12 protein-coding genes are annotated in these 12,023 nt (G+C 70.0%); 6 read left to right on the forward strand and 6 right to left on the reverse strand.

The annotated features are described in order from the left end of the window. Positions 1 to 81: 81 nt before the first annotated feature. Positions 82 to 1,617, reverse strand: a complete 1,536-nt coding sequence (locus N4P33_RS25125; RefSeq protein ID WP_260829022.1) for a gamma-aminobutyraldehyde dehydrogenase — start codon at positions 1,615 to 1,617, stop codon at positions 82 to 84. Positions 1,618 to 1,817: 200 nt separating this feature from the next. Here N4P33_RS25125 and N4P33_RS25130 point away from each other — a divergent pair, with 200 nt between their 5' ends. After that, positions 1,818 to 2,522, forward strand: a complete 705-nt coding sequence (locus N4P33_RS25130; RefSeq protein WP_260829023.1) for an NADAR family protein — start codon at positions 1,818 to 1,820, stop codon at positions 2,520 to 2,522. Here the strand turns inward: N4P33_RS25130 and N4P33_RS25135 are convergent. After that, positions 2,512 to 3,276 carry a DUF4190 domain-containing protein gene (locus N4P33_RS25135; protein ID WP_260829024.1) on the reverse strand — a complete coding sequence of 255 codons (765 nt, stop codon included), beginning with the start codon at positions 3,274 to 3,276 and terminating at the stop codon, positions 2,512 to 2,514. The two genes, N4P33_RS25130 and N4P33_RS25135, sit on opposite strands and share 11 nt — an antisense overlap. A gap of 168 nt (positions 3,277 to 3,444) precedes the next feature. Here N4P33_RS25135 and N4P33_RS25140 point away from each other — a divergent pair, with 168 nt between their 5' ends. Beyond that, positions 3,445 to 4,512 carry an adenosine deaminase gene (locus N4P33_RS25140; RefSeq protein ID WP_260829025.1) on the forward strand — a complete coding sequence of 356 codons (1,068 nt, stop codon included), beginning with the start codon at positions 3,445 to 3,447 and terminating at the stop codon, positions 4,510 to 4,512. 52 nt (positions 4,513 to 4,564) lie between these two features. After that, positions 4,565 to 5,287, forward strand: coding sequence for a glycerophosphodiester phosphodiesterase (locus N4P33_RS25145; protein ID WP_260829026.1), 723 nt, complete (start codon positions 4,565 to 4,567; stop codon positions 5,285 to 5,287). On the opposite strand, the gene N4P33_RS25150 is transcribed toward N4P33_RS25145, so the two are convergent. From N4P33_RS25150 to N4P33_RS25165, 4 genes are all read right to left on the reverse strand, one after another. Beyond that, positions 5,253 to 5,774: a hypothetical protein gene (locus N4P33_RS25150; protein ID WP_260829027.1), complete on the reverse strand. Its 522-nt coding sequence runs from the start codon at positions 5,772 to 5,774 to the stop codon at positions 5,253 to 5,255. The two genes, N4P33_RS25145 and N4P33_RS25150, sit on opposite strands and share 35 nt — an antisense overlap. Then, positions 5,771 to 6,328 carry an HXXEE domain-containing protein gene (locus N4P33_RS25155; protein WP_260829028.1) on the reverse strand — a complete coding sequence of 186 codons (558 nt, stop codon included), beginning with the start codon at positions 6,326 to 6,328 and terminating at the stop codon, positions 5,771 to 5,773. Before N4P33_RS25155 ends, N4P33_RS25150 begins: the two co-directional genes overlap by 4 nt. A 13-nt stretch (positions 6,329 to 6,341) precedes the next feature. Continuing rightward, complete coding sequence (locus N4P33_RS25160; protein WP_260829029.1) at positions 6,342 to 7,520, reverse strand: spermidine/putrescine ABC transporter substrate-binding protein; 1,179 nt, start codon at positions 7,518 to 7,520, stop codon at positions 6,342 to 6,344. A 187-nt stretch (positions 7,521 to 7,707) separates the two neighbouring features. Then, positions 7,708 to 9,147 carry a gamma-aminobutyraldehyde dehydrogenase gene (locus N4P33_RS25165; protein ID WP_260829030.1) on the reverse strand — a complete coding sequence of 480 codons (1,440 nt, stop codon included), beginning with the start codon at positions 9,145 to 9,147 and terminating at the stop codon, positions 7,708 to 7,710. Positions 9,148 to 9,336: 189 nt separating this feature from the next. Between N4P33_RS25165 and N4P33_RS25170 the strand changes: the two genes are divergently transcribed. From N4P33_RS25170 to N4P33_RS25180, 3 genes are all read left to right on the forward strand, one after another. Next, entirely contained in the window at positions 9,337 to 9,855 is a 519-nt protein-coding gene (locus N4P33_RS25170; protein WP_260829031.1) for an Lrp/AsnC family transcriptional regulator, read from the forward strand. A 2-nt stretch (positions 9,856 to 9,857) separates the two neighbouring features. Next, complete coding sequence (locus N4P33_RS25175) at positions 9,858 to 11,231, forward strand: aspartate aminotransferase family protein (protein ID WP_260829032.1); 1,374 nt, start codon at positions 9,858 to 9,860, stop codon at positions 11,229 to 11,231. 253 nt (positions 11,232 to 11,484) lie between these two features. Further along, the coding region (locus N4P33_RS25180; protein WP_260829033.1) for an ABC transporter ATP-binding protein at positions 11,485 to 12,023 on the forward strand (539 nt) is incomplete at its 3' end.

Genomic DNA, 12,023 nt, shown 5'->3' on the forward strand with positions numbered 1-12,023 from the left:
GGGAGAGGCGGTCGGGCTCGTGCTGCTCCATGCGCGTGGTGCCCTTTCGGGAGGGTGGCCGCGGGTCGGGCGGCCTGGTTGCTATCGGTCCCCGAAGATCGTGCGGTGCCAGTCCTTGCGGACGACCGCCGTGTTGTCGAACATGACGTGCTTGACCTGCGTGTACTCCTCGAAGGAGTACACGGACATATCCTTGCCGAAGCCGGACGCCTTGTAGCCGCCGTGCGGCATCTCGCTGATGATCGGGATGTGGTCGTTGATCCACACACAGCCCGCCTTGATCTCGCGGGTGGCGCGGTTGGCGCGGTACAGGTCCCGGCTCCAGGCGGAGGCGGCGAGCCCGTACGGTGTGTCGTTGGCCAGCGCGAGACCCTCGTCGTCGGTGTCGAAGGGCAGGACGACGAGCACCGGGCCGAAGATCTCCGACTGCACGACCTCGCTGTCCTGCGCCGCGTCGGCGATGAGAGTGGGCCGGTAGTAGGCGCCGGCCTTCAGCTCGCCTCCGGGCGCCTCGCCGCCGGTCACCACGCGCGCGTAGCCACGCGCCCGGTCGACGAACCCGGCCACCCGGTCGCGCTGGGCGTGCGAGATCAGCGGGCCGAGGTCGGTGCCGGGGGCGAAGGGGTCGCCGAGCCTTACGGTCTCCATCAGGGCGGCGGTCCGCTCGACGAACGCGTCGTAGAGGGGGCGCTGCACGTACGCGCGCGTGGCGGCCGTGCAGTCCTGGCCGGTGTTGATCAGGGCGCCCGCGACGGCGCCGTTGACGGCGGCGTCCAGGTCGGCGTCGTCGAAGACGACGAAGGGGGCCTTGCCGCCGAGCTCCAGGTGGAGGCGCTTGACGGTGGCGGTGGCGATCTCGGCGACGCGCTTGCCGACGCCGGTGGAGCCGGTGAAGGAGGTCATGGCCACATCGGGGTGGCCGACCAGGTGCTCGCCGGCCTCCTTGCCGGTGCCGGTGACGATGTTGATCACGCCGTCCGGGATACCGGCGTCGGTGGCGGCCTGTGCGAAGAGCAGCGAGGTCAGCGGGGTGAGCTCGGCGGGCTTGAGCACGACGGTGTTGCCCGCGGCGATCGCCGGGAGGATCTTCCAGGCGGCCATCTGGAGCGGGTAGTTCCAGGGCGCGATGGAGCCGACGACACCGATGGGCTCACGGCGGATGTACGAGGTGTGGTCGCCGGAGTACTCACCGGCCGACTGGCCCTGCAGATGACGGGCGGCACCGGCGAAGAAGGCGATGTTGTCGATCGTGCCCGGCACGTCGAACTCACGGCTCAGCTTCAGCGGCTTGCCGCACTGCAGCGACTCGGCCCGCGCGAACTCCTCGGCGCGCTCGGCGACGACGGCGGCGAAGCGGTGCAGCGCGTCGGACCGCTCGCCGGGCGTGGCACCGGCCCACGCCGGGAACGCCGCGCGGGCGGCGGCGACGGCCGCGTCCACGTCGTCGGTGGAGGCGAGGTCGTAGGTGTAGACGCCCTCACCGGTGGCCGGGTCGACGACCGTGTGAGTACGTCCCGAGGTGCCCTTGGCCGGACGGCCCGCGATGAACTGCGCGCCGTCGGCGAAACGGTCCTGGGCCGGGAATCGCTCCGGGGTGGCGTTGCCCGGGTTGTGCATGTCGCTCTCCTCCGTGTCCCCATTGAGGGGGCGGCGTGGCTCCAGCTCGATTTGAGTGCCGATCCTGACAGAGCAACGGGACTCCAACAAGTGATTCCGTTGTTGCCTTTTGGTTACGCGACGGAATCTGTCGACCAGGTGTCGAGTGGCCGCGGAAAAGGCAGGACGGAGTGTCAGTGGTGCGTGCCAGACTCGCGTGCATGGAGAAGATCACGGGGGCGACCTATTCCCGGGAAGCGCTGATCGAGGCGCTGCGGGCCGGGGAGAGGATCAAGTTTCTGCATTTCTGGGGTCACCGCCCGCTGCCGGACGGCCGTATCGGGGCGAGCTGTCTGAGCCAGTGGTGGCCGTCGCCGTTCACGGTGGACGGCGTGGAGTACGCGACCGCCGAGCACTGGATGATGGCGGCGAAGGCACGGCTCTTCGGGGACGCGGAGGGGGAACGGCGCGTGCTGGAGGCCGGCCACCCGGCCGAGGCGAAGAAGGCGGGGCGTCTGGTGCGCGGCTTCGACGAGGCGATATGGCGGCGGGAGCGCTTCGGGATCGTCGTCGAGGGCAGCGTGCACAAGTTCGCGGCGCATGCGGAGCTGCGGGAGTTCCTGCTGGGGACGGGCGAGCGAAGCGAGATGGGGGTCCCCCCGGCCGAAGGCTGGGGGAGAGTGCTGGTCGAGGCGAGTCCGGTGGACCGGGTGTGGGGCATCGGGCTGGCGGCGAGCGACGAGGGCGCGTCGGATCCGGAGCGCTGGCGCGGCCCGAATCTCTTGGGCTTCGCCCTGATGGAGGCGCGGAGACGGCTGCGGGAGGGGGACGGAGCTTCGTCTTCGTCGACGGCTCCGTCATGTACGGCGGCTCCGTACCCTACGGCGGCCCCGTCATCTACGGCGTCTCCGTCGGCTACGTCGTGAGGAGGAGAACGCCGAAGCCGATGCCCAGGACCAGGCCGACGGCCCCGCAGATGATGCCGGCCAGCGCCTGACCCGGGTTGGTGGCCTCACCGCGGGTCACCTTGGCGCGGCCCACCGAGCCGAAGATCACGCCCAGGACGCCGAGGACGATGGCGAGCGGCCACAGACAGAACCCGGCGGCCGAGATGATCCCCAGCACCAGTCCGGCCACGCCCAGTCCGTTGCTCGGCATCGGGGTCATGGACCAGCCGTAGTACGCCTGGCCCGGCCCCGGTGCGCCGACGTACCCGCCCGGGTAGCCGTACGGGACTTGCCCGGGACCGTCGGGAGCTATGGGCGGCGGCGGGACGGAGCCGGTGGACGGCGGGGGCGCGAAGGGGTTGGGTGCGGGCGTCTGCGGCTGGGGCCCGGCCCAGGGCTGGGACGGCGGCGGGGGCGACGCGGGGCCGCCCATCGCCGGGAACGAGGTCAGCGTCTGCTGGTCGTGGACGGAGGGGGCGGCGGGGCCGGTCGGGGAGGACCAGGGCTGCGGGGTGTTGTCCGCGATGGTCTGGCCCGGACCTGGGTAGCCATCCGAGCTGCCGGAGTCGCCCGCGGCTCGGGGGCCGGTGGCAGAGGCGGAGTTCGTCGGGGGCGCCCAGGGGTCGGGCGTCGCATGGTCGGCCGATGCACTCGACGCACCCGTGGATGCTCCCGGCGTGCCCGGCGCAGTCGGCTTGCCGAAGGTCACCGGTGTCTGTGGTGTCTCCGGCATGCGCGTCGTCGGACATGCGCGGGGCCCCCTTAGTCGAACGTCCCGTCATGCTACGGCGCGTCTCCGCGCCGCGCGCCCCCGGCCTACGATGATCCCGGATCCACCGATCAGCCGATCACCCGCGTCGCGCCGCCCACCGGCCGCTGACGCCGTTCCCGGGGAGGAACATTGACCGACCAGCTCGCCGCCGCCACCGCCGGTCTGAACCGCGACCTGCACGCCTTCATCGCCGGGCTGCCGAAGGCCGAACTGCACGTCCACCACGTCGGCTCCGCCTCCCCCCGTATCGTCTCGGAGCTGGCCGCCCGCCACCCCGACTCCAAGGTCCCCACGGACATCGAGGCCCTCGCCGACTACTTCACCTTTACGGACTTCGCCCACTTCATCGAGGTGTATCTGTCCGTCGTCGACCTGGTCCGCACTCCCGAGGACGTGCGGCTGCTGACGTACGAGGTCGCCCGCGAGCTGGCCCGGCAGCAGGTGCGGTACGCCGAGCTGACCATCACCCCGTTCTCGTCCACCCGCCGCGGCATCGACGAGCGCGCTTTCATGGACGCGATCGAGGACGCCCGCAAGGCGGCGGAGAAGGAACTCGGCACCGTGCTGCGCTGGTGTTTCGACATCCCCGGCGAGGCCGGGCTCGAGTCCGCCGAGGAGACCGCGCGGCTGGCGACCGACGACCGGCTGCGCCCCGAGGGCCTGGTCTCCTTCGGCCTCGGCGGCCCCGAGATCGGCGTACCGCGCCCGCAGTTCAAGCCGTACTTCGACCGGGCCATCGCCGCCGGACTGCACTCGGTCCCGCACGCGGGCGAGACCACCGGCCCGGAGACGGTGTGGGACGCTCTCAACGACCTGCGGGCCGAGCGCATCGGCCACGGCACCAGCTCCGCTCAGGACCCCGAGCTGCTCGCGCACCTCGCCGAGCGGCGCATCGCGCTCGAGGTGTGCCCCACCTCCAACATCGCCACCCGCGCGGTGACCGATCTCGACGAGCACCCGATCAAGGAGTTCGCGCAGGCCGGTGTCCTGGTGACGATCAACTCCGACGACCCGCCGATGTTCGGCACCGACCTGAACACCGAGTACGCGGTCGCCGCCCGGCTGCTGGACCTTGACGAGCGGGGCCTGGCCGAGCTGGCGAAGAACGCGGTGGAGGCGTCCTTCATGGACGCGGCGGGCAAGGCGAAGCTGGCCGCCGAGATCGACACGTACACGGCCTCCTGGCTCGCGTCCTGACCGCCGGGGCGGGCCGCGGAAGAGAAGCCGACGCCATGGAGAGGCTGACGTCATGCAGCAGGTGACCGCCGTCGCCCACCGAGGCGACCCCTACCGCGTCCGCGAGAACACCCTCGCCTCGCTGCGCTCCGCGCTGCGGCGAGGCGCCGACGCGGTGGAGGTCGACGTACGCCTCACCCGTGACGGCGTGCCGGTCCTGCTGCACGACGCGACGCTCAAGCGCCTGTGGGAACACGACCGCCCGCTGCTGTCCCTGTCGTGGGAGGAGGTCCGCGCCGCGACCGACGACGGCGTACCGACCCTCTCCGCCGCCCTCGCGGCGACCGAGGGCAGCCGCGTGATGCTGGACCTCCCCGGCACCCCGGACACCCGCGACGCGCGCCGCGTGGTGGACGCGGTCCGCGCCGCCGGCGCCCAGGACCGCGTCTACTACTGCGCGGGCGCCCGCGCGATGCTCGCCGTCCGCGCGGCCGACCCGTCCGCGGAGATCGCCCTCACCCGCTCGACCCTGGCCCCGCCCCGGCCCGCGCTGCTGGAAACGATCCGCCCCCGCTGGCTCAACTACCGCTTCACCCTGGTCGACCGGGCCCTCGCCGACCAGGTCCACCGCGACGGCTATCTGCTCTCCGTCTGGACCCCGGACACCCGCCGCTCCATGCGCCGCCTGCTGGCGATGGGCGTCGACTCGATCACCACCAACCGCATCGACGTCCTGTGCGCTCTGCGCGACGGCGGCGACGTCAGACGGCGAGAGCAGGCGCGCGGTATGGACTGAGCGCCTCCAGCCGCTTGATCTTCTTCCGCACGACATACAGCGGGATCACTCCGAACACCCCGAACGCCATATCGATGACGCTCCACCAGAAAGGGATCCCCCGGATCGGCCCGCACACGAGCGCGAGCGGCACGATCCCGGCGCACGCGATCATCCCGAACTCGACGACCCAGATGTTGCGCACGGGGTCGCGGTAGGGCCCGTAGAAGGCGACAGCGATCACCAGATGGGCGAACGCCAGCCAGTCGGTGCCGTAGAGCAGGAACGGATACTCGGCATCGGCGGCATCCAGCCCGTCCCGCACCCGCTCGATCCACTGCATGAACCCCGGCAGAAACTCTCCCACGGACAGCGACCGCAACACCCCCTCGATCCACCGCAACTCGCTCACGAGCGGAAACGCGGTGACCCCACTGAGCACCAGACACACGACGAAGAAGACCAGCCACACACGAATGCCCTTGAGCAGGGCGGCTCTGTCGCTCATGGCGACACTGTACGCCCCCTTTGAACATGTTCAAAAACCACTCGGGCCACGGCATGCGCCCCGACCGTCGCCACCCACGCCACGGCCAGCCCGACGGCGAGGTCCCGGGCCCGGGCGGGCCGCAGAACCCCGGCCCGGCGCAGCCGAGTTCGCGCCCAGAGCGCGTAGGGGACCACGACGAGGGGCGAGGTGACAGAGCCAGGCGTGTAGCCACGGAACGCGACGGCCTGCGCCATGTGCACGAGCCCATGAAGCCCGAAGCCGTCCACGGCGGCCTGGTAGAAGGCCGACCGCCCTCCACTGAGCCGCCCGGCGGCCGAGGCGGCGACGACGGCTCCCATCACCCCCACGGCCGCGGCGAACTCACCCCGGTCGACCGCCTCCGCCCGCCGCCACACCGATGAGGGCACAGCGGGGTACCGCGCGCGCAGTTCGGGCACATGGCGCCGCAACCACCCCGGCACCGTGACCAGTTCCTCCGCGTCATGCACCGCCCAGGCCGCCAACAGCCCGAACGTGACGACTGCGCCCACCTTCTGCTCGTCCGCTTCCATGCGGCCGAGTCTGTTACAGCCCCGCGATGGCGTTCCACCGCTTCGCGAACTCGCTCCGCTCCCCCGGTTCGATGTCCCGGGCGATGGCCAGGCGCTTGCGCATCTCCGCGTCCGGGAAGATCAGCGGGTCCTCGGCCAGCGCGGCGGTCTCCTCGTCGTCGGAGGAGGCGAGGACGTCCTGGGCGGCCGGTACCGGGCAGACGTAGTTGACCCAGGCGGCGAGTTCCGCGGCGACCTCGGGGTCGTAGTAGTGGTCGATCAGCAACTCGGCGTTCGCCTTGTGCCGGGCCAGGTTCGGGATCATCAGGGACTCCGACCACAGCTCGGCGCCCTCCTCCGGCACGACGAACTCGATGTCCGGGTCGTCGGCCTGGAGCTGGATCACATCACCGGAGTAGGCCTGGCAGGCCAGCACATCCCCGCTGCTGAGGTCCTTGATGTAGTCGTTGCCGGTGAAGCGGCGGATCTGGCCCTTGGCCACCTGCTGCTCCACCTGGTCGCACACGGCGTGGAAGTCGTCCGCCGTCCACCGCGTGATGTCGGCCCCGTTGCCCTGCATCAGCAGCGCGAACGCCTCGTCCAGCCCGGACAGCAGCGTCACCCTGCCCTTGAGGTCCGCCGCCCACAGATCGGCCACGCCGCGGATCTCCCGCCCGACCCTGCGCCTGTTGTACGCGATCCCCGTGATCCCCGACTGCCACGGCACCGTGAATTTCCGTCCGGGGTCGAAGGCGGGCGACCGCAGCAGCGGATCCAGGTACTTCGTGACGTTCGGCTGGCGGGCCCTGTCCATCTCCTGCACCCACCCGAGCCGCACGAACCGCGCGCACATCCAGTCACTGATGACGATCAGATCGCGGTCCGTCGGCTGGTGGTTCATCAGCGAGGGGCTGATCTTGCCGAAGAACTCGTCGTTGTCGTTGATCTCCTCGACGTATTCGACGGATATCCCCGTCCGCCGCTCGAACGCCTCCAACGTCGGCCGCCGCGAGGGACGTTCGTCATCGGTGTCGATATACAGCGGCCAGTTCGCCCACGTCAGCCGCTTGTCCCGCCGAGACAGATCGACAGCGGCCCGCTCACCGGCCGGCACATAAGCGGCAGGCACCCCACAACCAGCAACCGCCCCGAGCAACACACCCCCGCCCAGCAACAGCGAACGACGAGACAGAGACCGGGATTTCATCGACATCCCGGCAGCATCCCCGCCCCCGAGCACCGACACAATCGACGCCCCGTCAAGCAGAAACGACCAACCCCGACACCTTGTCAACTACGCCAGAGCATCACCGCAAAGGGGCGCGGGGAACTGCGCGACCAGCCACGACGCACGCCGCAGCCTCACACAAACCCCACGCCCCAACGGCGCCTAGGGCCAATCACGCATCCAGCGAAGTCATCACATGCTTCACCCGCGTGTAGTCCTCAAACCCGTACGCCGACAGATCCTTGCCGTACCCCGACTTCTTGAACCCACCGTGCGGCATCTCCGCGACCAGCGGAATGTGCGTGTTGATCCACACACACCCGAAGTCCAGCTTCTTCGACATCCGCATCGCACGCCCGTGGTCCTTGGTCCACACCGAGGACGCCAGCGCGTACTCCACGCCGTTCGCGTACTCGACGGCCTGCTCCTCGTCGGTGAAGGACTGGACGGTGATGACCGGCCCGAAGACCTCCTTCTGGATGATCTCGTCGGTCTGCTTGAGCCCGGAGACCACGGTCGGCGCGTAGAAGTAGCCCTTGTCGCCGACCCGCTTGCCGCCCGCCACCACACGCGCGTGCGCCGGGAGACGCTCGATGAAGCCCTCGACCTGCTTGAGCTGGTTGGGGTTGTTGAGCGGACCGAACAGCACGTCCTCGTCGTCCGGCATGCCCGTCTTCGTGTCGGCGGCGGCCTTCGCCAGCGCGGAGACGAAGTCGTCGTGGATGGACTCGTGCACCAGCACACGCGTGGCGGCCGTGCAGTCCTGGCCCGCGTTGAAGAAGCCCGCGACCGAGATGTCCTCCACGGCCTTGGCGATGTCGACGTCCTCGAAGACCAGGACGGGCGCCTTGCCGCCCAGCTCCAGGTGGACCCGCTTGACGTCCTTGGACGCGGACTCGGCGACCTGGATACCGGCCCGTACGGAACCGGTGATGGACGCCATCGCCGGGACCTCGTGCTCCACCATCATGCGGCCGGTCTCGCGGTCGCCGCAGATGACGTTGAAGACGCCCTTGGGCAGGATCGAGCCGAGGATCTCCGCGATGAGCACGGTCGACGCCGGAGTGGTGTCCGACGGCTTCAGCACGACCGTGTTGCCCGCGGCGATCGCCGGGGCGAACTTCCACACGGCCATCATCATCGGGTAGTTCCAGGGGGCGACCTGGGCGCAGACGCCGACCGGCTCGCGGCGCACGATGGAGGTCAGGCCCTCCATGTACTCACCGGCGCTCTTGCCCTCCAGCATCCGCGCGGCGCCCGCGAAGAAGCGGATCTGGTCGACCATCGGCGGGATCTCCTCGGTGCGGGTCAGCCCGACGGGCTTGCCCGTGTTCTCCACCTCGGCCGCGATCAGTTCCTCGGCGCGCTCCTCGAAGGCGTCCGCGATCTTCAGCAGGGCCTTCTGGCGCTCGGCGGGCGTGGTGTCCCGCCAGCCGGGGAAGGCCTCGGCGGCGGCCGCCATCGCGGCGTCCACGTCCGCCTGTCCGGACAGCGGAGCGGTCGCGTACGCCTCGCCGGTCGCGGGGTTGACCACCTCGGTGGTCCGTCCGTCGGCGGCGTCACGGAACTCACCGCCGATGTAGTTGCGCAGACGACGCAGCTCGGTGCTCACTGCAGGCCCTCCTGGTGCTCCTTGTGGATGTCCGAGGTGTCCAACTGTCCAACCTCTGAGACACCCACCCTAATCCGAGCGCTGACGTTTTCAACACCCCCAGCCGCTCCCCTTCTGCGAAATCCGCACGTTACGAACCCTTCAACAACGGATTTCATCGCTGGCGCCTTGCGAAACTGTCGAGACGTCGTGCACAGTGACCTCGTGGCCAGTCGAAGCGCAGACCCGAAGGACTCCCGCGAGTCCAGAAACGGCGGCAGTCCCCAGCTGGACGCCGTCTCCCTCGCGATCATCGAGCAGCTGCAGGAGGATGGCAGGCGGCCCTACGCGGCCATCGGCAAGGCCGTCGGCCTGTCGGAGGCGGCCGTGCGCCAGCGCGTCCAGAAGCTGCTCGACCAGGGCGTGATGCAGATCGTCGCCGTCACGGACCCGCTCACCGTGGGCTTCCGCCGGCAGGCGATGGTCGGTGTCAACGTCGAGGGCGATGTGGAGTCCGTCGCCGACGCGCTGACCGCCATGGCCGAATGCGAGTACGTGGTGATGACCGCCGGCTCCTTCGACCTGATGGTCGAGATCGTCTGCGAGGACGACGACCACCTTCTGGAGGTCATCAACAAACGCATCCGGGCCGTGCCCGGAGTGCGCTCCACCGAGAGCTTCGTCTACCTCAAGCTCAAGAAGCAGACCTACATGTGGGGAACCCGATAATCGTGAGCACCGACCGCCCCAACGACCTCAGCAAGTCCGCGTACGACCACTTGTGGATGCACTTCACCCGCATGTCCTCGTACGAGAACGCGCCCGTCCCCACCATCGTCCGGGGCGAGGGCACCTACATCTACGACGACAAGGGCAAGCGCTACCTCGACGGTCTCGCCGGCCTGTTCGTCGTCCAGGCGGGCCACGGCCGCACGGAGCTCGCGGAGACCGCCTCGAAGCAGGCCCAGGAGCTGGCCTTCTTCCCGGTGTGGTCCTACGCCCACCCCAAGGCCGTGGAGCTGGCCGAGCGGCTGGCGAACGAGGCCCCGGGCGATCTGAACAAGGTCTTCTTCACCACCGGCGGCGGCGAGGCGGTCGAGACCGCCTGGAAGCTGGCCAAGCAGTACTTCAAGCTGACCGGCAAGCCCACCAAGCACAAGGTCATCTCCCGTGCGGTCGCCTACCACGGCACCCCGCAGGGCGCCCTGTCCATCACCGGTCTGCCGGCCCTGAAGGCCCCCTTCGAGCCGCTGGTGCCGGGCGCGCACAAGGTGCCGAACACCAACATCTACCGCGCCCCGATCTTCGGCGACGACCCGGAGGCGTTCGGCCGCTGGGCCGCCGACCAGATCGAGCAGCAGATCCTCTTCGAGGGCCCGGACACGGTCGCCGCGGTCTTCCTGGAGCCCGTGCAGAACGCGGGCGGCTGCTTCCCGCCCCCGCCCGGCTACTTCCAGCGGGTGCGCGAGATCTGCGACCAGTACGACGTGCTGCTCGTCTCCGACGAGGTCATCTGCGCCTTCGGCCGCCTCGGCACGACGTTCGCCTGCGACAAGTTCGGCTACGTGCCGGACATGATCACCTGCGCCAAGGGCATGACCTCGGGCTACTCCCCGATCGGCGCGTGCGTCATCTCCGACCGCATCGCCGAGCCGTTCTACAAGGGCGACAACACCTTCCTGCACGGCTACACCTTCGGCGGCCACCCCGTCTCCGCCGCCGTCGGCATCGCCAACCTCGACCTGTTCGAGCGCGAGGGCCTCAACCAGCACGTGCTGGACAACGAGGGCACCTTCCGCTCGACCCTGGAGAAGCTCTACGACCTGCCGATCGTCGGCGACGTCCGCGGCAACGGCTTCTTCTACGGCATCGAGCTGGTCAAGGACAAGGACACCAAGGAGTCCTTCAACGAGGAGGAGACCGAGCGCGTCCTGTACGGCTTCCTGTCGAAGAAGCTCTTCGAGAACGGCCTGTACTGCCGCGCCGACGACCGTGGCGACCCGGTCGTCCAGCTCGCCCCGCCGCTGATCTCCGACCAGCAGACCTTCGACGAGATCGAGCAGATCCTGCGCGCGACCCTCTCCGAGGCCTGGACCAAGCTGTAGGCCACGCTCCGGTCGATACGCCTCCCCGGTCTGTAGGCCGACCGAGGTTCCGATCTTCCTTCTGGATGATCAACACCGGCCCCGGTGCCGCCCGTTCGAGTGAGAAACGGCGGCCCGGGGCCGCGTGCTGTCCGGCGTGTCGCCGCCGCCTGCCTAGCGTGCCAGTGACCGATCGGCCCTGCCTTCGTTCCCCCGCACGGGGGACAGACACGAACCGCGCACGGCATTTCCGATCCGAACCGAGGTGTACGCCATGGTGGCCCCACCGGACAACGACGTGCTCTGGGCACGTGCCCTGCAGTTCCGGCACGCGGACGGCTCCCCCGGGCTGAGCGGGGTCTCGCTCGGCGTCCGGGAGGGCGAGATCCTCGCCGTCGGCGGGCCGCGCGGCAGCGGCAAAACGACACTGCTGCGCTGCCTCGCAGGTCTGACCCCCGTCCACGACGGCGAGGTCTGGTTCAACAGCGGGCCGATGCACACCCTGGGCCCCGTCGCCCGGGAGCGGCTGCGCCGGGAGCGCTTCGGCTGGATCGACCCGGTCCCGGTGCTCGTCCCGGAGCTGAACGTCTGGGAGAACGCCGCGCTGCCGCTGCTGCTGCGCGGCACCGGCCGCCGCCGCGCCAAGACCGCGGCGCTGGAGTGGCTGGAGCGCCTCGACGTCGGCGACCAGGCCCGCAAGCACCCCGAGGAGCTGACGCACGCCGAGCGGCAGCGGGTGTGCATCGCCCGCGCCCTCGCCCCGGCGCCCACGGTGCTGTTCGCCGACGAGCCGACCGCCCCGCTGCACCGCGC

The sequence above is a fragment of the Streptomyces sp. 15-116A genome (assembly GCF_025290915.1).
In the GTDB taxonomy this organism is placed as follows: domain Bacteria; phylum Actinomycetota; class Actinomycetes; order Streptomycetales; family Streptomycetaceae; genus Streptomyces.

What these genes read in the sequence shown, in the direction of transcription:
- N4P33_RS25125 (WP_260829022.1), bottom strand. Translation starts at nt 1,617, where the DNA reads ATGCACAACCCGGGCAACGCCACCCCGGAGCGATTCCCGGCCCAGGAC.
- N4P33_RS25155 (WP_260829028.1), bottom strand. Translation starts at nt 6,328, where the DNA reads ATGGAAGCGGACGAGCAGAAGGTGGGCGCAGTCGTCACGTTCGGGCTG.
- N4P33_RS25145 (WP_260829026.1), top strand. Translation starts at nt 4,565, where the DNA reads ATGCAGCAGGTGACCGCCGTCGCCCACCGAGGCGACCCCTACCGCGTC.
- N4P33_RS25160 (WP_260829029.1), bottom strand. Translation starts at nt 7,520, where the DNA reads ATGTCGATGAAATCCCGGTCTCTGTCTCGTCGTTCGCTGTTGCTGGGC.
- N4P33_RS25150 (WP_260829027.1), bottom strand. Translation starts at nt 5,774, where the DNA reads ATGAGCGACAGAGCCGCCCTGCTCAAGGGCATTCGTGTGTGGCTGGTC.
- N4P33_RS25130 (WP_260829023.1), top strand. Translation starts at nt 1,818, where the DNA reads ATGGAGAAGATCACGGGGGCGACCTATTCCCGGGAAGCGCTGATCGAG.
- N4P33_RS25135 (WP_260829024.1), bottom strand. Translation starts at nt 3,276, where the DNA reads ATGCCGGAGACACCACAGACACCGGTGACCTTCGGCAAGCCGACTGCG.